Source organism: Alitibacter langaaensis DSM 22999, assembly GCF_003096995.1.
Classification (GTDB): domain Bacteria; phylum Pseudomonadota; class Gammaproteobacteria; order Enterobacterales; family Pasteurellaceae; genus Exercitatus; species Exercitatus langaaensis.
In genome coordinates, this window is record NZ_QENU01000013.1 from 22,041 (window position 1) to 49,011 (window position 26,971).

At 43.2% G+C, this 26,971-nt stretch carries 24 protein-coding genes and 2 pseudogenes; 11 read left to right on the forward strand and 15 right to left on the reverse strand.

Going from position 1 to position 26,971, the window contains the following annotated elements:
• Window positions 1-25: 25 nt before the first annotated feature.
• Together polA and C8D76_RS07960 are read right to left on the reverse strand one after the other, a co-directional pair.
• Entirely contained in the window at window positions 26-2,896 is a 2,871-nt protein-coding gene (gene polA, locus C8D76_RS07955) for a DNA polymerase I (RefSeq protein WP_116632254.1), read from the reverse strand.
• Window positions 2,897-3,009: 113 nt separating this feature from the next.
• A complete protein-coding gene (locus C8D76_RS07960; protein WP_116632255.1) occupies window positions 3,010-4,794 on the reverse strand; it encodes an ABC transporter ATP-binding protein/permease in 1,785 nt (594 codons plus the stop codon).
• 167 nt (window positions 4,795-4,961) lie between these two features.
• On the opposite strand from C8D76_RS07960, the gene C8D76_RS07965 reads away from it, so the two are divergent.
• A complete protein-coding gene (locus tag C8D76_RS07965) occupies window positions 4,962-6,626 on the forward strand; it encodes a putative transporter (protein WP_116632256.1) in 1,665 nt (554 codons plus the stop codon).
• A gap of 108 nt (window positions 6,627-6,734) precedes the next feature.
• Window positions 6,735-8,060, forward strand: a complete 1,326-nt coding sequence (gene srmB / locus C8D76_RS07970; RefSeq protein ID WP_116632257.1) for an ATP-dependent RNA helicase SrmB — start codon at window positions 6,735-6,737, stop codon at window positions 8,058-8,060.
• A gap of 126 nt (window positions 8,061-8,186) precedes the next feature.
• Here the strand turns inward: srmB and purB are convergent, their stop codons facing one another.
• Genes purB through tsaA form a run of 4 tightly spaced genes read right to left on the reverse strand, consistent with a single transcriptional unit; the run spans window position 8,187 to window position 11,371 of the window.
• Window positions 8,187-9,554 carry an adenylosuccinate lyase gene (purB, locus tag C8D76_RS07975; protein ID WP_116632258.1) on the reverse strand — a complete coding sequence of 456 codons (1,368 nt, stop codon included), beginning with the start codon at window positions 9,552-9,554 and terminating at the stop codon, window positions 8,187-8,189.
• A 14-nt stretch (window positions 9,555-9,568) separates the two neighbouring features.
• The gene (hflD, locus tag C8D76_RS07980) at window positions 9,569-10,183 is read right to left on the reverse strand and encodes a high frequency lysogenization protein HflD (RefSeq protein WP_116632259.1); all 615 of its coding nucleotides are present in this window, start codon (window positions 10,181-10,183) and stop codon (window positions 9,569-9,571) included.
• Window positions 10,184-10,227: 44 nt separating this feature from the next.
• The gene (locus C8D76_RS07985; protein ID WP_116632260.1) at window positions 10,228-10,650 is read right to left on the reverse strand and encodes a GNAT family N-acetyltransferase; all 423 of its coding nucleotides are present in this window, start codon (window positions 10,648-10,650) and stop codon (window positions 10,228-10,230) included.
• Window positions 10,651-10,660: 10 nt separating this feature from the next.
• Window positions 10,661-11,371, reverse strand: a complete 711-nt coding sequence (gene tsaA, locus C8D76_RS07990) for a tRNA (N6-threonylcarbamoyladenosine(37)-N6)-methyltransferase TrmO (RefSeq protein ID WP_116632261.1) — start codon at window positions 11,369-11,371, stop codon at window positions 10,661-10,663.
• A gap of 152 nt (window positions 11,372-11,523) precedes the next feature.
• Between tsaA and C8D76_RS07995 the strand changes: the two genes are divergently transcribed.
• The gene (locus tag C8D76_RS07995) at window positions 11,524-12,429 is read left to right on the forward strand and encodes a 1,4-dihydroxy-2-naphthoate polyprenyltransferase (RefSeq protein ID WP_116632262.1); all 906 of its coding nucleotides are present in this window, start codon (window positions 11,524-11,526) and stop codon (window positions 12,427-12,429) included.
• A gap of 44 nt (window positions 12,430-12,473) precedes the next feature.
• Window positions 12,474-12,974 (forward strand): ribonuclease E activity regulator RraA, encoded by a 501-nt coding sequence (gene rraA / locus C8D76_RS08000; protein ID WP_116632263.1) that lies wholly within the window; start codon window positions 12,474-12,476, stop codon window positions 12,972-12,974.
• A 142-nt stretch (window positions 12,975-13,116) separates the two neighbouring features.
• Here rraA and C8D76_RS08005 read toward each other — a convergent pair whose 3' ends face one another.
• The 6 genes from C8D76_RS08005 to C8D76_RS08030 all read right to left on the reverse strand — a co-directional run bounded on the left by C8D76_RS08005 (window position 13,117) and on the right by C8D76_RS08030 (window position 18,494).
• Window positions 13,117-14,493: a GntP family permease gene (locus C8D76_RS08005; RefSeq protein ID WP_116632264.1), complete on the reverse strand. Its 1,377-nt coding sequence runs from the start codon at window positions 14,491-14,493 to the stop codon at window positions 13,117-13,119.
• 204 nt (window positions 14,494-14,697) lie between these two features.
• Window positions 14,698-15,048 carry a 50S ribosomal protein L19 gene (gene rplS, locus C8D76_RS08010; RefSeq protein WP_116632265.1) on the reverse strand — a complete coding sequence of 117 codons (351 nt, stop codon included), beginning with the start codon at window positions 15,046-15,048 and terminating at the stop codon, window positions 14,698-14,700.
• 35 nt (window positions 15,049-15,083) lie between these two features.
• Window positions 15,084-15,821: a tRNA (guanosine(37)-N1)-methyltransferase TrmD gene (trmD, locus tag C8D76_RS08015; protein WP_116632266.1), complete on the reverse strand. Its 738-nt coding sequence runs from the start codon at window positions 15,819-15,821 to the stop codon at window positions 15,084-15,086.
• Window positions 15,822-15,870: 49 nt separating this feature from the next.
• Entirely contained in the window at window positions 15,871-16,398 is a 528-nt protein-coding gene (rimM, locus tag C8D76_RS08020; RefSeq protein WP_116632267.1) for a ribosome maturation factor RimM, read from the reverse strand.
• Window positions 16,399-16,432: 34 nt separating this feature from the next.
• A complete protein-coding gene (gene rpsP / locus C8D76_RS08025; RefSeq protein ID WP_116632268.1) occupies window positions 16,433-16,678 on the reverse strand; it encodes a 30S ribosomal protein S16 in 246 nt (81 codons plus the stop codon).
• 241 nt (window positions 16,679-16,919) lie between these two features.
• Window positions 16,920-18,494: a glycosyltransferase family 2 protein gene (locus C8D76_RS08030; RefSeq protein WP_207775014.1), complete on the reverse strand. Its 1,575-nt coding sequence runs from the start codon at window positions 18,492-18,494 to the stop codon at window positions 16,920-16,922.
• A 165-nt stretch (window positions 18,495-18,659) separates the two neighbouring features.
• On the opposite strand from C8D76_RS08030, the gene C8D76_RS08035 reads away from it, so the two are divergent.
• The 4 genes and pseudogenes from C8D76_RS08035 to C8D76_RS08050 all read left to right on the forward strand — a co-directional run bounded on the left by C8D76_RS08035 (window position 18,660) and on the right by C8D76_RS08050 (window position 21,588).
• On the forward strand, window positions 18,660-19,415 hold the full coding sequence (locus C8D76_RS08035) for a M48 family metallopeptidase (RefSeq protein WP_116632270.1): 756 nt from the start codon (window positions 18,660-18,662) through the stop codon (window positions 19,413-19,415).
• 119 nt (window positions 19,416-19,534) lie between these two features.
• Window positions 19,535-19,639: pseudogene (lptM, locus tag C8D76_RS10045) on the forward strand (LPS translocon maturation chaperone LptM); the annotation flags it as partial.
• A 72-nt stretch (window positions 19,640-19,711) separates the two neighbouring features.
• Window positions 19,712-20,959 carry a diaminopimelate decarboxylase gene (gene lysA, locus C8D76_RS08045; RefSeq protein ID WP_116632272.1) on the forward strand — a complete coding sequence of 416 codons (1,248 nt, stop codon included), beginning with the start codon at window positions 19,712-19,714 and terminating at the stop codon, window positions 20,957-20,959.
• 11 nt (window positions 20,960-20,970) lie between these two features.
• Entirely contained in the window at window positions 20,971-21,588 is a 618-nt protein-coding gene (locus C8D76_RS08050) for a glutathione S-transferase family protein (protein WP_116632273.1), read from the forward strand.
• Window positions 21,589-21,682: 94 nt separating this feature from the next.
• Here C8D76_RS08050 and pgeF read toward each other — a convergent pair whose 3' ends face one another.
• Window positions 21,683-22,417 (reverse strand): peptidoglycan editing factor PgeF, encoded by a 735-nt coding sequence (gene pgeF / locus C8D76_RS08055; RefSeq protein ID WP_116632274.1) that lies wholly within the window; start codon window positions 22,415-22,417, stop codon window positions 21,683-21,685.
• 173 nt (window positions 22,418-22,590) lie between these two features.
• Here pgeF and cyaY point away from each other — a divergent pair, with 173 nt between their 5' ends.
• The 3 genes from cyaY (at window position 22,591) to C8D76_RS08070 (ending at window position 25,309) form a co-directional block, all read left to right on the forward strand.
• The gene (gene cyaY, locus C8D76_RS08060; protein WP_116632275.1) at window positions 22,591-22,899 is read left to right on the forward strand and encodes an iron donor protein CyaY; all 309 of its coding nucleotides are present in this window, start codon (window positions 22,591-22,593) and stop codon (window positions 22,897-22,899) included.
• 15 nt (window positions 22,900-22,914) lie between these two features.
• Window positions 22,915-24,789, forward strand: coding sequence for a DNA helicase RecQ (gene recQ, locus C8D76_RS08065; protein WP_116632276.1), 1,875 nt, complete (start codon window positions 22,915-22,917; stop codon window positions 24,787-24,789).
• A gap of 145 nt (window positions 24,790-24,934) precedes the next feature.
• Complete coding sequence (locus C8D76_RS08070; RefSeq protein WP_116632277.1) at window positions 24,935-25,309, forward strand: hypothetical protein; 375 nt, start codon at window positions 24,935-24,937, stop codon at window positions 25,307-25,309.
• Window positions 25,310-25,368: 59 nt separating this feature from the next.
• Here the strand turns inward: C8D76_RS08070 and C8D76_RS08075 are convergent, their stop codons facing one another.
• Window positions 25,369-26,691 carry an anaerobic C4-dicarboxylate transporter gene (locus C8D76_RS08075; RefSeq protein WP_116632278.1) on the reverse strand — a complete coding sequence of 441 codons (1,323 nt, stop codon included), beginning with the start codon at window positions 26,689-26,691 and terminating at the stop codon, window positions 25,369-25,371.
• Between the two features lie 204 nt (window positions 26,692-26,895).
• A pseudogene (locus C8D76_RS08080) lies at window positions 26,896-26,971 on the reverse strand (IS1595 family transposase); the annotation flags it as partial.

The window sequence follows — 26,971 nt, forward strand, 5'->3', positions numbered from 1 at the left end:
GCAAGCCTTTCGTTCATTTAGACAATCAATGAGCTTCGTCCCAATTTTCGCCCACGCCCACATCAACGATCAATGGAACCGCAAGTTGAGCGGCGTTTTCCATTTTTTGTTTAATCAGCTGGCGATAAAATTCCACTTTTTCTGACCGCACTTCAAACACTAATTCATCGTGCACTTGCATAATCATGGAGATTTCATCGTTACCCGCGATTTCTTGATCAATGGCAATCATCGCTAATTTGATAATGTCGGCAGCCGTGCCTTGCATTGGCGCATTAATCGCCACTCGCTCCGCCCCTTTGCGGCGCATTGCGTTGCTGGAGTTAATTTCTGGCAAATACAAGCGGCGCCCGAATAAGGTTTCTACATAGCCTTGAGCTTTGGCTTTTTCTTGAATATCGTGCATAAAGCGTTGTACGTTTGGATAACGTTCAAAATAAAGATTCATATATTTTGTGGCATCGGCACGAGAAATTCCAAGCTGGCGAGACAAGCCAAAAGCCGACATACCATAAATCAAACCAAAGTTAATCGCTTTGGCACTGCGGCGTTGTTCGCTGCTGACTTCATCTAAGGCTAAGCCAAAAATCTCTGCCGCGGTGGCTCGGTGAATATCTTTGCCTTGCGCAAAGGCGGTGGTTAGCCCCTCATCGCCCGATAAATGCGCCATAATGCGTAATTCAATTTGTGAATAGTCCGCGGCAATAATGCTGTAACCCTCGCGGGCGATAAATGCCTGACGAATGCGGCGCCCTGTTTCGTTACGAATCGGGATATTTTGCAGGTTTGGATCGCTAGAAGATAAACGCCCTGTTGCGGTAACCGCCTGATGATAAGAGGTATGCACTCGCCCAGTTTTGGGGTTAATCATTTGTGGCAATTTGTCCGTGTAAGTGGATTTGAGCTTCGACAAACCACGATGTTCCACCAGCAATTTAGGCAATTCGTGATCCAAAGCCAATTCTTCCAGCACTTCTTCTTTCGTGGAAGGATCGCCCTTTGGTGTTTTTTGTAGCACAGGCAAAGCTAATTTATTAAACAGAATTTCTTGCAGCTGCTTTGGAGACGCAAGATTGAATTTTTCTCCTGCTAATTCATAAGCTTGTTGCTCAAGTGCGGTCAATCTGGCGCTAATTTCTTTCGATTGTTGCAACAATGCCTCAGCATTAATTAGCACGCCATTGCGTTCCACGCGCGCTAATACATTCACTAGTGGCAGCTCAATGTCATTAAATAATGTCACCAATTCTGGCGTCTGCGCTAATTCCGCCCACAGGGTTTGGTGCAGTTTCATTGTGATGTCCGCATCTTCTGCGGCATATTCAGCGGCTTTCGCCAATTCAATTTTGTCAAAGGTGAGCTGATTTTTACCTTTACCCGCCAATGCTTCAAATTCAATGGTTTTATGCCCAAGATAACGCGCCGACAAATCATCCATATTATGGCGACCCGTGCTATTTAGCACATAGCTTTCCAACATTGTGTCAAAGGCTAAACCCTGCACAAAAATGCCGTTATTGGCAAAAATCAGCTGATCATATTTGAAATTCTGCCCTATTTTTTGGATAGCAGGATCTTCTAAAAGTGGCTTTAATTGCGCAAGGCAATGGGCTTTATCTAATTGTTCGGGCAGCAATTCCCAATGGGGTTCCGCACTCGCAGTGGGTTCTGCAAATAAGTCTGCTTGCGCCGCGCCACTCTCATTCGCCACTTGATGTTGATGCGCCAATGGAATGTAGCAAGCTTCGCCATTTTCTAGCCCAAAAGAAATTCCCACAAGTTCCGCTTGCATTGCATCTAGCGCATTGGTTTCGGTATCTACCGCAACCAATTTTGCCTGCTGAATTTTTTTAATCCACGCGTCAAGCTGTGCCTGAGTGGTCACTGTTTCATACAAAGTGCGGTCAATTTTCGGGAAGTTTTTTGGCGCGCCTTCCGTTTTCGGGACAGACGGGGTCGCTTGATAATGATTCACTTTAACTGCTTGTTCCATCGGATTGGTGACGGAACTATTCCCAGCGAGCACTTCGTTTAGCCAACGCTTAAATTCATAACGCCCAAACAGCGTAGCGAGTTCATCATTATTTGCGTTGCCAATGGTCAATTCATCAATCGTCACATCCAAGGCAACATCCGTTTTGATTGTCGCCAGCACATAAGATAAATCCGCATCCGCTTTCGCCGCCAACAGTTTTTCGCCCAACTTTTTGGCACCACGAATCGGCAAATCCGCCACTTTTTCCAAATTTTCGTAGATCTCAGTCATTGAGCCAATGCCTTGCAATAAGCCCAAGGAGGTTTTCTCGCCAACGCCTGCCACGCCGGGAATATTGTCCGCACTGTCGCCCATTAAGGCGAGATAATCAATGATCAATTCAGGCGGAATGCCATATTTTTCAATCACGCCATCACGATCTAGCAAGCTGTTATTCATCGTATTAATCAGCATAATGTTATCATCGACCAACTGTGCCATATCTTTATCGCCAGTGGAAATCAGCACTTTTTTGCCTTGCGCCGATGCTTGCAACGCTAATGTACCAATCACGTCATCTGCCTCTACCCCCTCAATGGATAACAAGGGAATGCCTAAAGCGCGAATCATATTGTGTAAGGGCGCAATCTGCTGCCGTAAATCATCGGGCATCGGCGGACGGTGGGATTTATATTGCTCAAATAGCTCATCACGAAAGGTTTTGCCTTTTGCGTCAAATACCACGGCGATATGGCTTGGCTGAACTTGCGAGATCAAACTTTTTATCATATTCAGCACGCCATACATTGCCCCTGTTGGTTCACCTTGTGAATTTGTCAACGGCGGGAAAGCGTGGAAAGCGCGATATAAATAGGATGAACCGTCCACAAGAACGAGTGGGTTTGCAGCAATTTGAGCCATAATATTTCTCTATTCGATTAAAAGTGCGGTCGATTATAGCTTAATTTTACTTATAAATAAAAAAGCACGAACCGAAGTCCGTGCTTAAAAATAATCGAAAAATTGACCGCACTTTAAATCAACTGCCAGCTTTGATCCGTTGGGTTGATGATCAGTTGTTGTTGATGATGCACTTGCAATGTTGAACGATGTCCAACGCTGATGATAGTTGTTGTTGGCAGCTCTGCGCGCAATAAGCGATACATCGCGTCTTCCAAGCCTTCGTCCATACTTGCAGTGGCTTCATCTAAAAATGCTACCACGGGTTTATGCAACAGCAAACGTGCAAAGGATAAACGTTGTTGTTCCCCAAGAGAAAGCATGCGCATCCAGTCATTTTCTTGTTCTAATTTATCGGCAAGATGCCCTAACTGAACTTTTTGCATGGTTTGTGCCGCTGCAGCTAAATCCACATCAGCGGGCGCGACTTCGGGATAATACAAGGCATCAATTAAACGACCTTGTGGCAAATAAGGTTTTTGCGATAAAAATAAGGCATTATGTTGCGGGCAATATACTGTTCCTTCTGAAAACGACCACAACCCTGCGATGGTGCGCAATAAGGTGGTTTTGCCTGCGCCTGACGCGCCTTTGATTAATACCGTTGAGCCTTGAGGCAAGTTTAAATTCAGATCTTTTATCAGCGTTTCGCCTGTCGGTTTTTTCACGGAAAGTTGTTCAAAAATGACCGCACTTTCACTCGGTTTGATCGTAATATTAGCAGTTTGGGTTGCCTGATTAATCGCTGTGTGGAAGCCTGTTAAACGGTCTAAAACAGCGCGATAGCCAGTAAAATCATCATACACATTACGGAAATAAGACAAGGCAGACTGCACGCGTCCGAAAGATTGTGCCGTTTGAATTAAATCGCCTAATTGAATTTGCTTACTAAAATAGCGTGAGGCTTGGATAATAAACGGGAAGATCACCGAAATTTGCGTCATCATCACGTTAAATCCCGATAATTTCAATGTCATATACACCATCTTCCATACATTATCGATCACATGGTCGAATTGGCGAAATAGCACATTTTTTTCCATTTTTTCGCCACGGAAAAAGGCAATGCTTTCCGCATATTCTTTCACACGAATGAGAGAATAACGGTAGTTCGCATTTAAACGTTCATTTAAGAAATTTAATTTAATTAATGGGCGACCAATGCGGAAAGCAAAAATACTGGTGATCAGCACATAAATAAACACCAGAAAGACCATAGCGTGCGGCACAGTGACGCCTGCAATGGTCATAGGGCCCGCTAAATCCCATAAAATTTGGGTGAACGCTACAATGGATACCACCGATGAAATCACGCCTGTGGCAAAACCAATTGATGAGCTCACATAAGATTGCACATCTTGTTGAATACGTTGATCGGGGTTATCAAGCTGATTATACACATATTGCGATTTATAATAGGCTTGCTGCGCCATCCATTTTTCTACCATTTGCTCATTCAGCCACGTGCGCCATTGAATGATAAAACGCTGGGTTAAATAATAAGTCAGCAAAATATTGGCGATATGAATGGTGGCGAGCACTGAAAATACGACCATTTGCAACCAAAATACATTCGCGTCCATTTTTTGCAGGGCGTCATACATGGCTTTATACCAGTTGGAAAACAAAATATCCAAGCGGACAGAAAGCAAATTAAAGAACACGATCACCGTAAAATAAATCAGCGGTTTTAAACTGCGTTTGGGTGAAAGATAGTCTTTAGCCAGTAGCCAAAATTGGTGTCCCCAATGGGTGGTTTTCACTAATAGCCAGACCACCAATGAAAAAACAACCGCCGTGATACCAATAGCTTTTATTATCCATAAAAAAGAGTCTAATAATTCTTGAGAATAATTCATTAAATTTGCGAATAAGTTAAAAAACGAGCGGCTATTGTTGGGTAAAATGAATGATTGTGCAAGAAAAATGTGACTAAGTTTACACTTTTTGATCTTAATCATTGGCTGTTGAGCGCAGATTGCTATAATCAAAACAGTTTATTCTTAATCACCCAAGGTAGGTATTTATGTCAGATGTGGCAATCACAATGAGCCTGCTCGCACTCGTTGCTGTACTCGGGTTGTGGATCGGCCATTGGAAAATCAAAGGCGTAGGTCTTGGTATTGGTGGCGTGTTGTTTGGTGGGATTTTAGTTGCCCATTTCACCAATCAATATGGGCTCCAATTAGATGCGCATACGCTCCATTTCATTCAAGAATTCGGCTTGATTTTATTCGTTTATACCATCGGTATTCAAGTGGGGCCGGGGTTCTTTTCATCATTACGAAAATCAGGGTTAAAACTCAATGGTTTTGCTGCCTTGATCGTATTACTAGGTTCTATCATCGTTGCCCTATTACACAAATTTGCCGATGTGCCATTAGATATCATTTTAGGGATTTATTCAGGCGCGGTAACCAATACGCCTTCTCTTGGTGCAGGGCAACAAATTCTCGCCGAATTAGGAATGACAAATCTTACAGAAACCATGGGAATGTCCTATGCAATCGCTTATCCATTTGGTATTTGTGGCATTTTACTGAGTATGTGGTTGGTGCGCTTGTTCTTCCGAGTAAAAATTGACGATGAGGCGGTAAACTTTGATCGGGAAACAGGCAAAGATAAAGAAAGCCTAAAAAAAATCAATATCGTGGTGGCTAACCCAAATTTAGATGGATTGCCACTAAAAGAAATTCTCGGCTTTGAAGGCAGTAAAGATGTGGTCTGCACTCGTTTAAAACGTGGAGATGAAATTAGTGTTCCCCAAGCGGAAACTGAAATTCACCTAGAGGATCTGCTCCATTTAGTCGGCGATCCACAAAGTTTGTACAAATTACGCCTAATTGTTGGGAAAGAAGTTGAAATTGAAACCAATATCCTTAATACAGGGCATATTCGCTCTGAACGTGTGGTGGTAACAAATGAAAAAGTGCTCGGTAAAAAAATTCGCGCCCTTGCAATCCATCAAAAATATGGCGTGATGATCTCGCGCCTAAATCGTGCTGGGGTGGAATTGGTGCCTACCGCAAATTCAACCTTACAATTCGGCGACGTGTTACATATTGTCGGAAATGCCGATGTGATGGATCGCGTGATTTCCATTATCGGCAACGCACAATCAAAATTGCAACAAGTGCAAATGCTACCAGTGTTTATCGGGATTGGGCTTGGTGTTTTGTTAGGCTCTATTCCATTCCATGTTCCGGGCTTTCCCGTCGCATTAAAACTCGGCTTGGCGGGCGGTCCATTGGTGGTTGCGCTGATTTTGGCGCGTATTGGCTCTATCGGCAAACTCTATTGGTTTATGCCGCCAAGTGCCAACCTTGCTCTGCGTGAAATTGGCATCGTGCTTTTCCTTGCGGTGGTGGGGTTAAAATCAGGTGGCAACTTTGTCGATACCCTCGTCAATGGCGGTGGCGTGGAATGGATGGGTTACGGCGCACTTATCACCTTTTTGCCATTGATGATTGTTGGTGTGCTAGCCCGTTTCTATGCAAAAATGAACTATCTCAGCATTTGCGGCTTGCTCGCAGGCTCAATGACCGATCCACCCGCCCTAGCTTTTGCCAACGCAATTAAAGAAGAAAGTGGCGCTTCCGCTTTATCTTACGCAACGGTTTATCCATTGGTGATGTTTTTGCGGATTATCTCGCCACAATTACTCGCCATTTTGTTGTGGACGATTGCTTAATCGCATATCGTCAAAAATCTTACGAAAAATTGACCGCACTTTTCCCCAATTAGGGCGCAAAGTGCGGTATAATTTTCGCTAATTTTTACCCTATTCTTAGAGAACTTTATGTCCCAACCGACTTTCGATGATTTTGATCTTGCCCCCGAATTGCTAAAGGCTTTAGCGAAAAAAGGCTATGACCGCCCCACAGCGATACAACAACAAGCGATCCCTGCCGCAATGGAGCAGCAAGATGTGCTAGGCTCTGCACCGACTGGCACAGGCAAAACCGCCGCCTTTTTGCTTCCCGCTATCCAGCATTTATTGGATTATCCACGCCGTAAACCAGGTGCGCCACGCATTCTTGTCTTAACGCCAACCCGCGAACTGGCGATGCAAGTGGCAGAACAGGCTGAAGAATTTGCGCAATTTACCAAACTCAGCATTGCCACCATCACAGGCGGCGTGGCGTATCAAAATCACGGTGAAATTTTTAACAAAAACCAAGATATGGTGGTCGCCACACCGGGGCGTTTGTTGCAATACATCAAAGAAGAAAACTTTGATTGCCGTTCCGTAGAAATTCTGATTTTTGATGAAGCCGATCGCATGTTGCAAATGGGTTTTGGGCAAGATGCCGAGAAAATTTCCGTGGAAACACGCTGGCGCCAACAAACTATGTTGTTCTCCGCCACCTTGGAAGGCGAGTTACTCACCGATTTTGCCAATCGTATTTTAGAAAATCCCGTTAAGATTGATGCCGAGCCAAGTCGCCGTGAGCGCAAGAAAATCAACCAATGGTATTATCATGCGGACAGCGTAGAGCATAAAACCAAATTGCTTGCCCGTTTTATTGTCGATGAACAAATCAGCAAAGGGATCGTGTTTGTGCGCCGCCGTGAAGATGTGCGCGAATTATCAGAAACCTTACGCAAACGCGGGATCCGTTCCACTTATCTTGAAGGGGAAATGGCGCAAACACAGCGAAACAATGCCATTGATAAACTCAAAAATGGCATTGTGACCGTGTTAGTGGCAACGGACGTAGCTGCCCGTGGTATTGATATTGAAGATGTGAGCCATGTCATGAATTTTGATTTGCCTTACAGCGCAGATACCTATTTGCACCGCATTGGTCGCACAGCACGAGCGGGCAAAAAGGGAACGGCGGTGTCTTTTGTGGAAGGGCATGATTATCGCTTATTAGGGAAAATCAAACGTTACACTGAAGAATTGCTGAAACCTCGTGTCATCGAAGGCTTAGAGCCTCGCACGAGTCCGCCTAAAGACGGTGAAGTAAAAACGATCTCGAAAAAAGCTAAAGCGCGTAGAAAAGAAAAATTAGCCGAGAAGAAAAAAGCGGAGCAAAAGAAAAAAACGAAGTTGCGCCATAAAGATACAAAAAACATTGGCAAACGCCGCAAAGCCACAAGTGCGGTGGAAAATCTGTAAATTTCGACCGCACTTAGCTAAGCTTGAGCACATTTAAACAGGCTAAACAAAAAGCCGCAAAGCGGCTTAGTTCAATTAACCCCATGCGATTGGCATGGGGTTTTGTCATAAAAGTGCGGTCAGAAATTACAATTTTTCGACCAATTGCACTGCCGCGCCGATATAGGTCACAGGCGTTAATTGTTGAAGGCGCGCTTTTTCTTCGGCTGGAATGTCGAGTTTTTCCACAAATTCACGCATAGCCTGCTCATCCACACGTTTGCCACGGGTTAACTCTTTCAGTTTTTCGTATGGTTTTTCAATGCCATAACGGCGCATTACTGTTTGGATAGGTTCGGCTAACACTTCCCAGTTTTGGTTTAGCTCATCGCGTAAATGTTGTTCATTCACTTCTAATTTGCTGATACCTTTACGCGTTGCCGCATAAGCGATCAAGCAATAGCCTAGCCCCACGCCTAAATTACGCAACACAGTGGAATCCGTTAAATCACGTTGCCAACGAGAAACAGGTAATTTTTGCCCTAAATGCGCCATAACAGCATTAGCAAGCCCCAAGTTACCTTCTGAATTTTCAAAATCGATTGGGTTCACTTTGTGCGGCATTGTTGATGAACCAATTTCGCCCGCAATAGTGCGTTGTTTGAAGTGATTTAACGCAATGTAGCCCCATAAATCACGGTCGAAATCGATAATAATGGTGTTGAAACGTGCGACACAATCAAAGAATTCAGCGATGTAATCATGGGGTTCAATTTGTGTTGTGTACGGGTTCCAAGTTACCCCTAATGAGCTCACAAATTCTTCACTAAATTGGTGCCAGTTGATTTCAGGATAAGCGCTCAAATGTGCGTTGTAATTCCCTACCGCGCCATTGATTTTTCCTAACACTTCAATTTGTTGCAATTGTTTATACTGGCGGCGTAGGCGATATACCACGTTTGCCATTTCTTTGCCCACCGTTGACGGCGAAGCAGGCTGACCGTGGGTGCGTGATAATAATGGGATATTTTTATATTCATTCGCAAGGCGTGTAATTTCATCAATCAAACGTTGCCATTCAGGCAAAATCACCTCTTCACGGGCGGTTTTCAACATTAAAGCGTGTGAAAGATTGTTGATATCTTCCGAAGTGCAAGCAAAGTGGATAAATTCACTGACGGCGGCTAATTCTGGAAGTGCGGTGGATTTTTCTTTTAAAAAGTACTCTACCGCTTTCACATCGTGGTTTGTGGTGCGCTCAATTTCTTTAATTCGTTGTGCATCTTCAATGCTGAAATTAGCTACGAGCTGATTTAAATATTCATTCGCCTGTGCTGATAATGCCGCCACTTCTTTGATCTCTGCCGTTGCGGCGAGTTTTTGTAACCAGCGAACTTCCACCGTAACACGGAATTTTAATAAACCGTATTCACTGAAAATGCCACGAAGTGCGGTTGCTTTATCTTGATAACGTCCATCAATGGGGGAAATTGCTGTTAACGCATTGAGTTGCATAGGATTTACTCCGATTAAAGTGAATTGTAAAGATGTTGTGCCGCATTCAAAATCTTACGGCGCGAAAAAAGGATTTGCCATTTAGTCCCGCCCACTTGCTGCCATAACAAAGCAGAACGAATTCCTGCGAGCAAGCAAGCACGAACACGATTTTGGATATTTTCTTGTGATAGATAAAGCGGTTTGCCTTGCACCAATAAACGCTTGCCTAAAGGGCTAACGAGATCCGTGTACATTGCGGCGATAATGGCGATGATTTCATCATCAAATAGATCGTGGAATTCAAGCTGAGTCGGTAAATATTGAATACGGCGTGCTAATTCGCTCTTCGCTTCGGGATTTTTCGCTAGTTTGCCAGCAAGTGCCAACAATCCTAACCAATAACGTGCCAGCTCAACATTTTTTCCCTCAAGCTGTTCAAGCAAGGTGGCTAAACCGAGTTTTAAATTTCCAGCATCGCCCCCATAAACAGCAATCGCACTCTCTGGGTGCGTTTGTAATAAACTGGATAGCGAAGTTTCAAAAGCATCTAAATCCGCCTGCCCATTATGTGCCAATTGCTGCACTAATTTTGCAGATTGACACACCCCTGCAAGGGATAACACAATTTGATCGTAATCGTTTGCCATATTCTATTTATCTGGTTTCAAGTGCGGTGAATTTTAGCATAGTTTTAATTAAAATTCTTAGAAAAATAATTCAGTTGGGTCTGTAATGTCCAACCCGTGCGCTGCCAAAATTCTGTCGCGCCTGCGTTATGTTTAAAGGCTAATAATCGCCCTTTCGTCACGCCTTTGCTATGCAACGCGGTTTCTAAAACGCGCAATAAGGCACGCGCAATGCCTTTGCCTTGAAATTCTGGCTTGACCGCCGCGTGGTAAATCGTGGCACGGCGACCGTCAAAACCACACATAATCACGCCGACAATTTGCTCATCGGCTATCGCGATATAATTCAAATTGGGATTGAAAGCCAAAAAATCGCTTATCGCCTGCGCACTATCGTCTAACGGATTTAATTCCACGCCCGCCATCGACTGCCACAGGGCATACACTTCATCATAATGATGGGGCAACATTGGTTGGATCTGAAACATCGTTTTCTCTCTAAATTTCTTCAATATCAATCACTTGTATATTTTCTGTATCGACAAATTGGAAACGTACATTAAATTCGTACAAATGTACGCCATAAACCCGCGCTGAAATTTTGCCTTGCTGATAGGCGGGGCGCGGATCTTGTTGCAACACTTCACAAATAAAGCGTTGAAAGTGCGGTAGAAATTCTTCAATTTTTTTGACCGCACTTTGCGCTTTTGGGCTAAAGCCCACTTTCAAATGTGAGGAAGGCTTATCCTGAGCAAAACCAGACTGGGCTGAAGGTTCGCTATCCGCATAGGCGAGATAAGGTTTTATATCAAAAATCGGTGTGCCATCAACCAAATCAACAGAGCCTAAATGCAATAACACTTTCCCCTGTGAACATTCCACTTTTTTTAATTCAACTTTAGACAATCCTAGCGGATTTGGGCGATGTGTCGCACGAGAAGCAAATACCCCAACGCGCTGATTTCCGCCTAAACGCGGCGGACGAACGGTCGGCTGCCATTTTCCCGTTGGGATTTGATCGAACTGAAAAATTAACCATAAATGGGAAAATTGCTCTAATCCTCGCACCGCTTCAGCAACATTATAAGGCGCAAGCAATTCCACAATGCCTGTGCCATCTTGAACTAAATTCGCTTGGCGTGGCACGGAAAATTTTTCTTTATAAGGAGTGTGAATAATTGCAATGGGGGTTAGGCTCAAATCAGACATTGTATTTTTTCTATGTTAAAATTCGTGCTTTAATCATACCCGAAACCGCTCTTGAGTGCGCTGACAAATCGCAAAGATTTTGTACGTTGCGTTGAGTAAAGAGTATCGGGTGGAAAATCATCACAATAATTTCTAATATATCTTGAAAATTTATGGCTAATCCAACTTTTAAAGCGTGGTTTTCAACCGCTCGTCCCAAAACCTTGCCATTGGCAGTCGCGATTATTTTAACGGGCTCTGCGCTTGCCCAATGGAACGGTAAATTTAACGCCGCGATCACGGTATTATGTTTGCTCACCGCCACGCTATTACAAATTCTCTCTAATTTTGCCAATGATTATGGCGACCATCAAAAAGGCTCTGATACCGCCGAACGCATTGGCCCGTTGCGTGGAATCCAGCAAGGCGATTTAACCTTTGCGCAATTGCGAAAAGGGTTAATTACGGCCGTTATCGCCAGTTTTCTATCTGGTGCATCGCTCATTGCCTTGGCATACGAAAACGTCAATGATCTGATCGCTTTCGGCATATTAGGCGTATTGGCGATTTTGGCGGCAATCACTTATACCGTGGGGAAAAAACCTTATGGCTATCTCGGGCTTGGCGATATTTCCGTCTTTCTGTTTTTTGGCTTGCTGGCGGTTTGTGGCACTTATTATCTGCAAACGCACAGTCTGAGTGCGGATATTTTCCTGCCTGCCGCGGCTTGCGGTTTTCTTTCTACGGCTGTTTTAAATATCAATAACTTACGCGATATTGAACAAGACAAGAAAGCAGGAAAAAACACATTAATCGTGCGCATTGGTGCGGAAAATGGACGCAAATATCATTGCATTTTATTAGCAAGTGCGGTCATTTGTTACGCTATTTTTGCGATTCAGTACAAACCACAACTGCTGTTCATCATCGCTTTAATCGCCGTGCTATTAGCCAAACATGCCCATTTTGTTTATGTGCATAAAGATCCCATCGCATTGCGCCCGATGCTCGGCAAGATGTCGATGCTCGCACTTTTCAGCACCGCCTTATTTAGTTTAGGCTTGCTAATACTGGCATAACAGGACTATACTAACCTTAGTCAAATTAACAAAAGGACTTTCCTATGCGTATTGATACATCTGAACTCTGTGACATTTATCTCGACCAAGTGGATGTGGTGGAGCCTATTTTTTCCAGCTTTGGTGGTATTAGCACTTTTCATGGCAAAGTGGCCACCGTTAAATGCTTTGAAAACAATGGCTTAATTGAAGAAATCCTTAGTGAAGATGGCACAGGACGCGTACTTGTTGTCGATGGCGGCGGCGCAGTTCGCCGCGCATTAATTGATGCAGATTTAGCACAACTTGCCGCTGACAATCATTGGGAAGGCATTATTGTTTTCGGCGCCATCCGCCAAATTGCCGATCTAGAAAATATTGATATTGGCATCCAAGCTCTTGCCCCAATTCCTGTGGGTGCCGATGAATCAACACAAGGCGAAAGTGATGTCCCCGTTAATTTCGGCGGCGTCACCTTCTTCCCAGAAGATTATATTTACGCAGATTTAACCGGCATTATTCTTTCTCAAGAAGCCTTGGATCTTGATGAATTAAATGAAGAATAAATAATTTCATAACATAAAAAGTGCGGTCAAAAAATATAAAGAATTTTGACCGCACTTTTTTGTTTTTACTAACAGAATTTATCTCTCCTGATTTTTCTTCATTAAATCAATAAAACCAGAGGATTTGCACTTCCAATTGAGCTCATAACAAAATTAACGACAGCACATATACTGTCAACATTCCTACAATCCCCATAATAAAGGTCATTGTAGTTTGTGTACGATAACCTTGTTGCGCTGTCATTTTGGTAAAGTTTGTTACTACCCAGAAATAGCTGTCATTAGCATGTGAAACACACATTGCACCAGCAGAGATTGCCATTACAACCAATGCAGCAGCAATCTCACTGGTAAAACCTAGCACAGCCATCAAACTTTCTTCACTAGTAAACATCCCCATAATTGAAGCGGTGGTGATAATCGCTACAGTAGAGCTACCTTGTGCCGTTTTCAAAATCGCTGAAATTACGAATGGGAAGAAAATACCGGCCACACTGATCACTTGTGCATTTTGTTTTATAAACTCTACAAAATCCGCTTCTGTAATCACTTTTCCCAATACGCCACCCGCAGCAGTAATAAAGAGAATTGGGCCTACAATTTTTAAAGTTTCATTAGTTAAATCATTAAATTCAGCTAATTTATTGGTATTCGCAAGCAATAAGATTGCAAAAAATACACCAATTGCCAATGCTATAATTGGGTTACCTAAAAATTGAATCACCACGCCGAGCGTTCCATCAATTCCGATAATTTTAGCAATAGACCCTAATGCCATAAATACGATCGGCATTAAAATCGGCGCAAGGCTTAAAAAGCCACTAGGTAATTGACCGTAATGCTGAATTAATTCGTCATAACCTTGTGCAATCACTGCATCAGCATCGCCTTCATCAATTTCTACACGTTTACCAATATATTTCGCAAAGAAATAGGTTGCGGTTAAAACAGGAATAGACACAATCGTTCCCATAATAATCACGAGTAATAAATTGTTGCCAACGCCAACCGCCCCAGCTGCGGCAATTGGCCCCGGTGTTGGAGGAATAAAGACATGTGCGGCATACAACCCACCACTTAAACCAACAGCCATACCAACAGGATTTGCTGCAATTTTACGACGTAATGCTTCGCGAATTGGATTCAATACTACAAAACCGCTATCACAAAATACGGGAATACCAACTACCCAACCCATAATCAACATTGCAAGTTCAGGGCGTTTTTTGCCGACTGCTTTTACCACAATATCAGCCAGTTTAAATGCCGCACCTGTTTTTTCCAAAACCGTACCAATAATTGCACCGAAAATAATCACAATCCCGATACTTTTAAAAGTACTACTGAATCCATCACCAATGATTCCTGGAATTCTAGCTAAATCAATGCCAGCGATTAAGGCTAAAGCAAGGGAAATTGACATTAAAGCAAGGAAAGGATGAACTTTTAGTTTGGCGATCATCCATATCATGATGATAATCGCGATCACAAAACTAATAATCAAAGACATACCGCTCATAATAAACTCCTTTTTGAAGAGAATCTAAGCGAATCTTAGCAGAGATTATCAGAGAAAAATCTGAAGCTGATCACAAATCATACAAAAGTGCGGTCAGATTTTTCAGAAAAATAATAAACAGTTAGCCAAACTCTTGATTATATTATTGAATAAAAAAACAAAAGGCTCGGAATTATCCGAGCCTTTTTGTGCGCTAATTCTAAATTATGCGCCAAGACGTTCTTTGATACGTGCAGATTTACCTGAACGTTCACGTAAGTAGTAAAGTTTCGCTTTACGAACTGCACCTTTACGTTTTACTGCGATGCTGTCAATTGCTGGTGAGTGAGTTTGGAATACACGCTCAACACCAGTACCGTTAGACACTTTACGCAATGTGAATGCGCTGTGTAAACCACGGTTACGGATTGCGATAACGACGCCTTCAAATGCTTGTAAACGTCTTTTAGAACCTTCTACTACCCATACTTTAACTTCTAATGTGTCACCTGGGCGGAAGCTAGGTACGTTTTGTTTTAATTGTTCATCTTCGAGTTGTTTAATGATGTTGCTCATTTTTAAACCTTCATAAATTAACTAGTATTAACTGATTATGCTGTTTCAGATTTTATCTGGGCGAGCATTTTCCTTTGTTCGTCAGTCAGAGCTAGTTCTTCCAGTAGCTCAGGGCGTCGTAACCACGTTCGTTGTAGCGATTGTTTTAATCGCCATTTACGAATTTCTTCGTGATTGCCCGACATCAGCACAGGAGGTACAGCCAAACCGTCTAACACTTCAGGGCGGGTATAATGCGGGCAATCTAATAATCCCTCGGCAAAAGAATCTTCTTCTGCGGAGGCTTGCTTGCCTAACACGCCAGGGATAAAACGTGCAACAGCATCAATTAATGTCATTGCAGGCAATTCCCCACCCGTTAGAACGTAATCCCCAATTGACCATTCTTCATCAATTTCAGTTTGAATCAATCGTTCATCAATGCCTTCGTAACGCCCACACACTAAAATCATTTTGTCATTTAGTGCCAGCTCTTTTACACCAGCTTGTTCTAGCTTACGTCCCTGCGGCGAAAGATAAATGACTTTCGCCCCCTCTCCTATTTCCGCTTTGGCATGAGAAATGGCATCACGCAAAGGTTGCACCATCATCAGCATACCTGGGCCACCGCCATAAGGGCGGTCATCTACGGTTTTATGTTTATCGTGAGTATAATCACGCGGATTATAACAACACACATCAAGGAGATGTTGTTTAACAGCTCGTCCTGTAACCCCAAATTCGGTGATTGCTTTAAACATTTCAGGAAACAGGGTGACGATCCCTAACTTCATAATTTTAAATCCAAAATGTTAAGACCAAAGCGCAACCGCATACCTGAGATTAGAAACCAGCGTCCCAATCCACTTCAATCGTCTTTGTGGTGAGATCTACTCTTTTAACTACTTGTTCGTACAAGAACGGAATTAAACGTTCTTGTTTGCCAAAAGCATCTTTCGCGTTTGCACGCACGACTAACACATCATTAGATCCCGTTTCCATCATTTCTGCAACTGTCCCCATGGTATAACCTTGTAAGTTCACCACTTGGCAGCCAATTAAATCATGCCAATAATAATCGCCCTCTTCCAATTCAGGAAAAACGGACAAATCCACGCCAATTTCAACATTCGCAAGGGTTTGTGCCAATTCGCGATCATTAACATTTTTCAACTTGACGATCAGTTCGTGATTATGATGTTTCCAACTTTCTAATTCTGTGGGCTGCCATTGTCCTTTAATTTTTAAGAACCATGGCTGATAATCAAAAATGCTTTCCGCGTATTCTGTTGATGAATAAATACGCAACCAACCACGAATACCATATGTGGAGCCTAATTTTCCGACTACTTCAATGCGTTGTTGTTCCATATTATTCACCTATAAATCGTTTAAATTAGGGAAATTATGCTTTTTGTGCTTCTTTCACTAATGTTGAAACGCGATCTGATAAAGATGCGCCTTGACCAACCCAGTGGTTAACGCGTTCTAAATTGATGCGTAAACGCTCAGCATTACCTGCTGCTAATGGGTTGAAAAAGCCAACGCGTTCGATGAAACGACCGTCACGTGGTGCACGGCTGTCAGCAACAACGATTTGATAGAATGGGCGTTTTTTAGCTCCGCCACGAGATAAACGAATGGTTACCATAACCTTCCTCTAAGTATTTAATAATAAAAGAAAACCTGCATTATCGGTGCAGGAATGCTTACTTTTTTCTCTGTATATATAGACAAAAAGCCCGAGAATTATACATTTATCGGGCTAAAAATCAAGTTTTATCTGTTGGTTTAAGCGAGCAGACCGCAAACAAAGTGCGGTCAAATTTCACCTAATTTTTTAATAAAAAAACGGTATTGCGCTTGTTGAACATTTCATCACGGCAAACGCATTATTCATCGTTTTTATGGATTTCCGCCACCCCATTTTCTGCTCGGATAATCCCGTTTTTCATGGCATTTTCTAGCAAGCGATCATTTTCGGGCAATGATGCACGTTCGGCTTCATTGTGCCACAAATGATAAGCAATGGCAGCGAATTTAATGGTTGCAATTTTGCCACCATTATTGAAAAAGCGCGCCACAAATTCGCTGTCTTCCCTGCCCCAGCCGACAAATGCATTATTAAAACCGTTAATCGCTAAAGCATCTTCACGGAAAAATGCCATATTGCAGCCACGGATATTTTTGTAGGCATAACGTTTTTCTTTGTTCAACAAGAAATGGGCAAGAAGCGGACAATGAATAGCCGAAAAACGTTTTTCAAAGCGTTTTTCCAAGCCTTTTTCATACCATTTCAATGGGCGATAACGATCAAGTGCGGTCAATAATTCCGCAGTTTTTTGTTCTGGCAACACAATGCGCCCACCTTGAATATAAACGCCACGTTTCGCCGCTTTTTTGTGATCCGCAATAAATTCAGGGTGCATGACCATATCGCCGTCAATAATCACAATATAATCACTGGTCGCCATAGCCAACGCACGATTACGGGATTCCGCTAAACGAAAGCCGTCATCAGGTTGCCATGCGTGTTTTACTGGCACGGGGCAACGTGCGCTAAAGGCGTCAATCACCGCTTTGGTTTCATCGGTTGAGCCGTCATCTGCCACAATCACTTCATCTGGTAATACACGCTGTGCAAGCACTGAATTCAACACCAATTGCAAGGCATCAGGGCGATTGTATGTGGTGATAATTAATGAAGTGGTTAGCGCTTGGTTTGCCTCGGCTAATTTTACATATTTATAATAAGCGCCACTGGCATTGGCGAAACTAATCACAAAACCATCCGTCCCCGAGAGAAATCCACGTTTTAGAATATAATTTTTGAAAAATGCCGAGATACCATGCCCAATGGCAGCGCCAATAGACGCCCGTTTACGGAATTTTTGTTGCTCGGCAAACAGGCTGGTGTATTGCTGCATTTTATTGATTAAACCGACCGCACTATCGAAGGAATAATGATTAAACGTGTGCGTCAATTTCACTAATTCCACATGTTTGGGCATTTCCAAGCCTTCATGCACTTGTTTATCATTAAAATTCACTTGTGTGCGATGATATAAACGTTTCACATAATCTGGATACCAACCACAGGTTTTAATCGGCTTGCCACGATAATGATTAATGCGCGAAATCGCATACACTTTGTTAATATCAGCAAAATCTAACTGGCTGATTTCTTCCACCAAATCAGCGGGAAACACTTCATCGCTGTCGATATTAATAATCCAATCATTGCGCGCAAAGCTCGCCGCTAAATTTTTCATCGGCCCGAAGCCATTAAATTCATGAAAATGAATGCGGACATTCTCAAATTGCTCGGCAATCGCCAACGTGCTATCCGTTGAGCCATTGTCTAATAAAATAATTTCATCGAACCTATCCAACGTGGCTAATACTTTGTGCAGATATTTTTCTGCATTTTTCACTAACATGGTGACAGAAACAGGAATTTTGCTCATAATTTTCTCTATAAAGTGCGGTCACAAAATCAGCTTTTGTGAATGAATTGTGGTGCTTTTGACAACATAAATTTACGCTATTCTAACCGCACTTTCTAGCAAAACCAACTAATTGGCATTATAATCCGCCCATTGAATGCAGATTTTGTTACAAGGGGAATCTCAATGAAAATAACAAATAAACTGACCGCACTTTTGTTTGTTGCGCTGCTAGTGGGCTGTGTGTCTAGCGCAGAAGTGAACCAACAAGCGGAAAACAACTACGCCACCATGGTGAAAAAGGCGCAAGATAGCCATCTGATTGACAATAGTTCGCCTACCGCGAAACGTATTCAAAACGTCTTCCGCATTATGGTGCCTTATGCGGATAAAGAAAACCAAACAGGGCAAAAATTCAATTGGCGTTTAACCGTGGTCAAAAGCCAAGAACTCAATGCGTGGGCAATGGCTGGCGGAAAAATGATGTTCTACACAGGTTTAGTGGATAAATTACACTTAACCGATGATGAAATTGCGGTAGTCATGGGGCATGAAATGGCGCATGCGTTGCAAGAACACAGCAAATCGGCACAAAACTTAGGCACGATGACCACGATTATTGGCGGAATTGCCGATGTGGCGGCATCAGTTGCATTGGGGGCTGACACAGGGGGCTTATTCCGCACTGGTATGGCGCTCGGCGTGGATATGCCTTATAGCCGCGGCAATGAAACAGAAGCCGACGAAGTGGGTTTAATACTGATGGCAAAAGCAGGATTCAACCCGCAAGCTGCGCCTAATTTATGGAAAAAAATGCAAGCTGCGTCAGGTTCTGGCGGTGGCGGTTTACTCTCCACTCACCCAAGTGATGAATCACGCCAAGCCAATTTACAACGCTTATTGCCGGAAGCAATGAAATATTACAAACCAAGAAAAGCATAATTTACCGCTTAAAAGGAAGAACAATATTGTTCTTCTTTTTATTTTCCCATTTATTGTTTGCCCACGGATAAAAAAAATAGTGTAGAATTTTATCACATTGCGCTATTTAGGAATTTATTATGAAAAAAATCATTTCTCTTTCAATTTTGACCGCACTTTTGAGCCTATTAACCGCTTGTGGCGTCAAAGGCCCTCTTTATTTCCCAGCAGAAGAGCCACAGCAAAACCAACAATCTCAGCAACCAATACAAAATCAACAAACGCAAAATCAAACACAGCAAAAATAGGATTTACCCATGGATTTCTTCCACTATCAAAACGACAAGCTCTATGTTGAAGACTTGCCCGTCAGCCAAATTGCACAACAATTCGGCACCCCACTTTATATTTATTCGCGCGCAACCTTAGAACGCCACTGGCACGCCTTCGACAACGCCTTTGGGGAACATCCGCATTTGATTTGCTTCGCGGTGAAATCCAATCCTAACATTGCCATTTTGCAAACGATGGCGAAATTAGGCTCGGGCTTTGACATTGTGTCGCAAGGCGAACTTGAACGCGTATTGACCGCAGGTGGCGATGCATCTAAAGTGGTTTTTTCTGGTGTCGCAAAAACCGAAAAAGAAATTGCTCGCGCCTTAGAAGTCGGGATTCGTTGCTTTAATGTAGAAAGCATTCCTGAATTACACCGCATTAATGATGTGGCGGGGCAATTAGGCAAAATCGCGCCGATTTCATTGCGCGTCAATCCCGATGTGGACGCCAAAACCCACCCTTACATTTCCACTGGTTTAAAAGAAAATAAATTCGGCGTGAGTGTAGAACAAGCGCGCGAAGTCTATCGTTTAGCCGCTAGTCTCGCCAACGTAAAAGTTGTGGGAATGGACTGTCATATCGGTTCGCAACTTACTGAATTACAACCGTTTTTAGATGCCACCGATCGTTTAATTCGCTTAATGGAACAGCTCAAAGAAGACGGCATTCACTTGCACCACTTAGATTTGGGCGGCGGCTTAGGCGTCACTTATACCGATGAAACACCACCGCATCCAACAGAATATACCAAAGCTCTATTAGCAAAATTAAAACACTACGATCTCGAAATTATTCTCGAACCTGGGCGCGCAATTTCCGCCAATTCGGGGATTTTAGTGACAAAAGTGGAATACATAAAAACCAATGAAAGCCGTAATTTTGCGATTGTTGACGCGGGAATGAACGATATGATTCGCCCCGCGCTTTACGAAGCCTATATGAATATTGTCGAAATTGACCACACTTTAGCACGCGAAAAAGCCGTCTATGATGTGGTCGGCCCAATTTGTGAAACCTCTGATTTCTTAGGTAAACAGCGTGAACTCGCCATAGCCGCAGGGGATTACATCGCCCAACGCTCTGCTGGTGCTTATGGCGCAAGCATGAGCTCAAATTACAACTCACGCCCACGCACAGCGGAAGTGATGGTGGATGGCGATCAAGCTTATCTAATCCGCCAACGTGAAAGTTATGAAAACTTATGGCAACTCGAACATCTCTTACCTTAGAAGGAAAAAATATGAAACTCTACTACTTAAAAGGCGCTTGCTCACTTGTGCCACACATTGCTCTTGAATGGGTTGGCAAACCTTATGCCGCCATTGAAGCAACGCATGAAGAGATTAAATCGCCAGAATACCTAGCCTTAAACCCGCTCGGCGCTGTGCCGTTATTAGTGGATGGCGATTTTGCGTTATCCCAAAATGTCGCGATTTTAAGTTATTTAGACAGCTTAAACCCTGAGACAAAATTATTCGGCAGCAAAACCGTTCAAGACAAAGCAAAAGCGATGAAATGGCTGGCATTTTGTAATTCTGATTTACACACGGCTTTCGGACCACTTTTCCATTCACCCGCTTATTTGGAAGGCAATGAAGAGCTAAAAAACACCATTCGCCAAGAGGCTGCTAAACGAGTATTAACCTTGCTTGCTGTCGCCAACGAATACCTAAGCCAGCACCTTTACTTAGGCGAACAGCTCTCTGTGGCAGATGCCTATTTATATGTAGAATTGCGCTGGTGTAAAGCCATCGGCTTAGACTACAGCCCATTAGTTCACCTAGAGCCTTTCTATCAACGTGTAGGCGAAAACCCTGGTGTGAAAGCCGCATTGGCAAAACAAGGCTTGCCAGCATAAATTAACAAAAAACAGACCGCACTTTTATGCGGTCTGTTATTTTTCTTGATCTAAATACTTGCCCGTAAACCCTACGAACACAATAATACAAACCTTACTCAAACCACACTAAACTTGCCATTCGCCCTGTTTTGCCTTCTCTGCGATAGGAAAAGAAGTGATCTTTTTCGCTATAAGTGCAATGTTCGCCACCGCTGATTTTTGTGATTCCCAAGGCATTTAGGCGTTGTGTAGCCAGTTGGTAAAGATTACCTAAATATTTGCCTTGTGCATTTGGGTCTGCAATAAATGCCTGTTTAGCGAGCGGATCTTTCGCCACAAACTGCGCCACGACGTCTTCCCCCACTTGGAATGCCGTTGAGCCAATCGCGGCGCCAAACCATGCGATGATTTCATAGCGGGGGCATTGAAATTTTTCCACCGTGGCTTTCAATACCCCATCGCAAAGCCCACGCCAGCCTGCATGCGCTGCCGCTACTTCATTGCCTTGTGTTGAGCTAAATAATACGGGCAGGCAATCCGCCGTCATCACTAAACAAACTTGATTGGGTTGGTTGGAATAGCAAGCATCTGCATTGAAATCTTCGCCCGAATAAGGCAAGGACAGCACCCTTGTGCTATGAATTTGATTGAGAAACAAAGGATATTGTGGCAACGCAAATTTTTCCACCAACAAATCTCGATTTTGTTTAACCGCACTTATGTCATCATCAACGTGCGCGCCCAGATTAAAGCTATCAAAAGGCGCAACACTCACGCCGCCAAGACGCGTTGTCATCAATGCTTTTACGTTGTGTGGGGCTTGCCACGTTGGATAAAGTGCGGTCATTTTTTTCTCTCTTTTTGGGAATTGTGTAGGGATTTTATCTGATCGGCGGAAAGTTTCCAACTTAGCATTGGTTCTTCACGGAAAACCTTTTATAATTTCCACCCGATATTGAACTCGATAGCTAAATAGCTAAGTAGCCAAATAATTAAGCAGCTAAATAATTAAGGCAAATTATGAATCTTGTAGAATTTCATCAAAATATAGAACAAGTGTGGGATCGCATTGAAGAACAGTGCGATGAACAAGGCGCGGATATTGATTTTGAACGCCAAGGCGCGGTGTTTACCATGACGTTTGATAACCGCTCTCAAATCGTAATCAACAAACAAGAGGCAATGCTGGAATTATGGCTTGCGAGCCGTTTAGGCGGCTTGCATTTTGCTTGGAATGGCAATGATTGGCTGAATGGGCAAGGCATCAACTTTTGGCAAGCGTTAGCTGAGGCTTGTGCCGCCCATGGCGAGAAAGTGGCATTTATTTAAAGCGGAATTTATTTAATGCCCCCATTAACTACGCCCCCTACGCAAGATAGCGCAAATGCGGTCAAAACTTCGCAAATTTTGACCGCACTTGACGTGCTACAACAAGTGTTCGGCTATCACCATTTTCGCAAGGGGCAAGAAGACGCCATTAATGCAACGCTCAACGGGCAAGACAGCCTTGTGGTAATGGCAACGGGCAATGGAAAATCCCTTTGTTACCAAATCCCTGCTTTATGTTTTTCAGGTTTAACGCTAGTGATTTCCCCGCTGATTTCCTTAATGAAAGATCAGGTGGATCAACTGCTTGCCAATGGCATTCAAGCGGACTATCTAAATTCCACGCAAACATTCGAGCAACAACAACAGGTGCAAAATAAAGCCATTTCGGGGCAATTGAAATTGCTTTATCTTTCACCTGAAAAAGTGATGACAAACAGCTTTTTCTCGTTTATTTCGCTTTGCAACGTGAGTTTTATTGCGATTGATGAAGCGCACTGCATTTCCCAATGGGGGCATGATTTTCGCCCTGAATATACTCAACTTGGCGGGCTAAAATCTACCTTTCCTAATGTGCCGATTATGGCGTTGACAGCAACGGCTGATAGCACGACACGCCAAGACATTCTGCAAAATCTTCGCTTAAATCGACCGCACTTATATATCGGCAGCTTTGACCGCCCGAATATTCGTTACACCCTTGTGGAAAAATTCAAACCGATGGAGCAACTGTGTAACTTCGTGGTGGCGCAAAAAGGCAAAAGTGGCATTGTTTATTGCAACAGCCGCAACAAATCGGAAAAAGTAGCAGATGCTCTGCGCAAACGTGGTGTATCTGCGGAGTTTTATCATGCAGGTATGGAATTTAGCGAGCGCGAACGCGTACAACATGCTTTTCAACGGGATAATATTCAAGTGGTAGTTGCCACCATTGCGTTTGGAATGGGGATCAACAAATCCAATGTGCGCTTTGTGGCACATTTTGATTTATCACGCAGCATTGAAGCCTATTATCAAGAAACGGGGCGCGCAGGGCGTGATGATTTGCCTGCCGAAGCCGTGTTATTTTATGAGCCCGCCGATTATGGCTGGTTGCATAAAATCCTAATGGAAGAGCCTGAAAGCCCACTCCGAGATATTAAACAACATAAACTGGAAGCCATTGGCGAGTTTGCTGAAAGCCAGACTTGCCGCCGTTTGGTGCTGCTCAATTATTTTGGTGAAAATCGGCAAACGCCTTGCGGCAACTGCGATATTTGTTTAGATCCGCCGAAAAAATATGATGGTTTGGTTGACGCGCAAAAAATTCTTTCCACAATTTATCGCACAGGGCAACGCTTCGGCGTGCAGTATATTATTGGCGTACTGCGTGGGCTTAATAATCAGAAAATCCGTGAACATCAACACGATCAGCTGAGCGTGTATGGCATCGGCAAAGAGAAAAGCAAAGAATATTGGCAATCTGTCATTCGCCAACTTATTCACCTTGGGATGATTAATCAAGTGATGAATGAAGTGGGCGTTCAACTGCAGCTCACTGAAAGCGCACGCCCTGTACTTCGTGGCGATATTCCATTAGAACTTGCCACCCCGCGACTTTCTGCGATTGCGACCATATCCGCCCCACAAAGAACGGCTGTGAGCAATTATGATAAAGATCTGTTTGCTCGCTTGCGTTTTCTGCGTAAGCAAATTGCTGATCGCGAAAATATTCCGCCTTATATCGTATTCAGCGATGCCACTTTACAAGAAATGTCGCGCTATATGCCAACCAGCAAAGTTGAAATGCTACAAATTAGTGGTGTCGGCGCAATCAAATGGGAGCGCTTTGCTCAACCGTTTATGAGCATAATCAAAGAACACAAGGCGTTGATTAGTCAGGCTCAATCCTAATTCTCATACAAAAACTTCTCTATTTTTGACCGCACTTTTCTTTTACTGCTCACTGTTCTCTCTGCCAATTTTCTTGCTAAATGGAACTTTTCATCCCTTCAAAGTTCAAAGACTGAGTGCTAACAATCATTAAAAAAGGAACATTATGAAAATTAATTCTAAATTAGCATTGATCGCAGGGGTCATTGGTTTGTTTTCTGCCAATGCCATGGCAGCCCATATTCCTAGCGAGATCTACAGACCCTTTGGCGGAAAATTAGTAAAAGCCGATCGCCAAGGTGGGGGTGAATTTGAAGTGGAATATCGTTTAGATGCCCGCCATACCAGTGTGCCTGCATTAGCGAGAAGAGTTATCTCACACGCGCGTAGTCACGGTTTTCATTTAGAAGAAAGTGATATTGAACATGACGATGCAGATTTAAAATTTGAGCGTGGTGACCAAGAGCTAGATGTGTCGATTGAGTTAAAAGATCATAGACGCATTGAATATAAAGCGGATTTGGATCTAGATAAAAACTAGTTCAAACCATACAAACAACAAAGCCCCGTTGATACGGGGCTTTTTGATAACCATAAAAATTAAAGCAAGATGTTGGCAAATAATAAGCCAAATACAAGACTGAATACCATGCTTAATAAGCCTGGGATCATAAAGCTATGGTTGAAGATAAATTTACCGATACGTGTTGTGCCTGTGGTATCAAAGTCGATTGAAGCGATGATTGGACCGTAGTTAGGAATGAAGAAGTAACCATTTACCGCAACAAACACCCCGACTAATACTGGCGCTGGGATACCTAATGCAATACCAAGTGGGAATAAGGTTGCCACTGTTGCACCTTGGCTATTGACAAGTACAGATAATACGAATAATGCGAAAGCAAATGCCCATGGCGCGGTTTCAACTAAATCAGAAACGAGCACTTTCACTTCGCTAATGTGTGCGCTCATTAATGTGTCGCCTAACCATGCGATACCGAAAATCGCGATAACTGCGCGCATACCTGCGTGGAATACAGAGCCTTTGGTGATTTCTGTGCCGTCTGGTTTGCAGAAGAAGATGATTAACGCACCGATTGTCAACATAACGATTTCAATGGTATGTGCCATACTCATTGGTTTGCCATCAAATGCTGGGCGTAATTCAGGCATTGCCCCCATAAGAACCACTAATAATGCACCGAATAAGAATAAGCCTACAGATAATTTTGCGGTTGGTTTTAATGGTGCGTCAGTTAAATCAACATCAGTATGATTTTCTTTCACATAATCTGGATCTTGTAAAAGGCGTTGGTAGTCTGGGTCGTCTTTTAATTCTTTACCCATTTTGTTTACAAATACACAAGCAAGGGCAAGACCTAAAATAGTAGAAGGAATGGTAACGGATAAGACATTACCTAATGTGATGCCTTGTGGTTCGAGATAGTTCACCACTGCCACAACCGCCGCAGCAATTGGGCTAGCGACAATAGCAAATTGTGACGCGATTACCGCCATTGAAAGTGGGCGTTCAGGACGCACGCCATTGTGACGGCTCACTTCCGCAATCACAGGTAAAACAGAATATGCAACGTGGCCTGTACCCGCTAACACAGTGAATGTCCAAGTAACTGCTGGCGCGATGAAAGTAATATACTTAGGATTACGGCGTAAAATGTTCGTCGCAATTTTGATCATATAATCTAAACCGCCTGCGGCTTGCATTGCCGCCGCTGCAGAAACGACCGCCATAATCATGAACATAACGTCAATTGGCAAGCCTGCTGGTTTTAGATCAAAGCAGAATGATAAGATGGCTAAACCTAAACCACCGAAAACCCCCAAGCCGATACCACCGACTCGAGCCCCTGCCAAAATACATAAAAGTACGATGGCAAATTGAATAAAAAACATCGCTGACATGTTCTATTTCTCCATGAATAAAAAAACGGGTAGAAAAATGACCGCCTCTAATCGCTAATCGTTTGCGTCACTTTTCCGCGGTGAATTTTAGTAGAAAAACCTTGATTTGCAAGTTTTTTTATACGCAACCGACATATAACTACAAAGGGTAAGTTTATTTGCGTAAATTACAACCTAATTTTTAGGGGCTGACGTAGATTAGCCCTAAATTTCACACCATTTTCGCAATGTTTTTAGCTGCATTTTGGGTGTTCCAAAGTTAAACCGAAATTCACATTCC

Coding starts and splice junctions, on each gene's coding strand:
- polA (WP_116632254.1), bottom strand. CDS start 2,896: ATGGCTCAAATTGCTGCAAACCCACTCGTTCTTGTGGACGGTTCATCC.
- C8D76_RS07960 (WP_116632255.1), bottom strand. CDS start 4,794: ATGAATTATTCTCAAGAATTATTAGACTCTTTTTTATGGATAATAAAA.
- C8D76_RS07965 (WP_116632256.1), top strand. CDS start 4,962: ATGTCAGATGTGGCAATCACAATGAGCCTGCTCGCACTCGTTGCTGTA.
- srmB (WP_116632257.1), top strand. CDS start 6,735: ATGTCCCAACCGACTTTCGATGATTTTGATCTTGCCCCCGAATTGCTA.
- purB (WP_116632258.1), bottom strand. CDS start 9,554: ATGCAACTCAATGCGTTAACAGCAATTTCCCCCATTGATGGACGTTAT.
- hflD (WP_116632259.1), bottom strand. CDS start 10,183: ATGGCAAACGATTACGATCAAATTGTGTTATCCCTTGCAGGGGTGTGT.
- C8D76_RS07985 (WP_116632260.1), bottom strand. CDS start 10,650: ATGTTTCAGATCCAACCAATGTTGCCCCATCATTATGATGAAGTGTAT.
- tsaA (WP_116632261.1), bottom strand. CDS start 11,371: ATGTCTGATTTGAGCCTAACCCCCATTGCAATTATTCACACTCCTTAT.
- C8D76_RS07995 (WP_116632262.1), top strand. CDS start 11,524: ATGGCTAATCCAACTTTTAAAGCGTGGTTTTCAACCGCTCGTCCCAAA.
- rraA (WP_116632263.1), top strand. CDS start 12,474: ATGCGTATTGATACATCTGAACTCTGTGACATTTATCTCGACCAAGTG.
- C8D76_RS08005 (WP_116632264.1), bottom strand. CDS start 14,493: ATGAGCGGTATGTCTTTGATTATTAGTTTTGTGATCGCGATTATCATC.
- rplS (WP_116632265.1), bottom strand. CDS start 15,048: ATGAGCAACATCATTAAACAACTCGAAGATGAACAATTAAAACAAAAC.
- trmD (WP_116632266.1), bottom strand. CDS start 15,821: ATGAAGTTAGGGATCGTCACCCTGTTTCCTGAAATGTTTAAAGCAATC.
- rimM (WP_116632267.1), bottom strand. CDS start 16,398: ATGGAACAACAACGCATTGAAGTAGTCGGAAAATTAGGCTCCACATAT.
- rpsP (WP_116632268.1), bottom strand. CDS start 16,678: ATGGTAACCATTCGTTTATCTCGTGGCGGAGCTAAAAAACGCCCATTC.
- C8D76_RS08030 (WP_207775014.1), bottom strand. CDS start 18,494: ATGAGCAAAATTCCTGTTTCTGTCACCATGTTAGTGAAAAATGCAGAA.
- C8D76_RS08035 (WP_116632270.1), top strand. CDS start 18,660: ATGAAAATAACAAATAAACTGACCGCACTTTTGTTTGTTGCGCTGCTA.
- lysA (WP_116632272.1), top strand. CDS start 19,712: ATGGATTTCTTCCACTATCAAAACGACAAGCTCTATGTTGAAGACTTG.
- C8D76_RS08050 (WP_116632273.1), top strand. CDS start 20,971: ATGAAACTCTACTACTTAAAAGGCGCTTGCTCACTTGTGCCACACATT.
- pgeF (WP_116632274.1), bottom strand. CDS start 22,417: ATGACCGCACTTTATCCAACGTGGCAAGCCCCACACAACGTAAAAGCA.
- cyaY (WP_116632275.1), top strand. CDS start 22,591: ATGAATCTTGTAGAATTTCATCAAAATATAGAACAAGTGTGGGATCGC.
- recQ (WP_116632276.1), top strand. CDS start 22,915: ATGCCCCCATTAACTACGCCCCCTACGCAAGATAGCGCAAATGCGGTC.
- C8D76_RS08070 (WP_116632277.1), top strand. CDS start 24,935: ATGAAAATTAATTCTAAATTAGCATTGATCGCAGGGGTCATTGGTTTG.
- C8D76_RS08075 (WP_116632278.1), bottom strand. CDS start 26,691: ATGTCAGCGATGTTTTTTATTCAATTTGCCATCGTACTTTTATGTATT.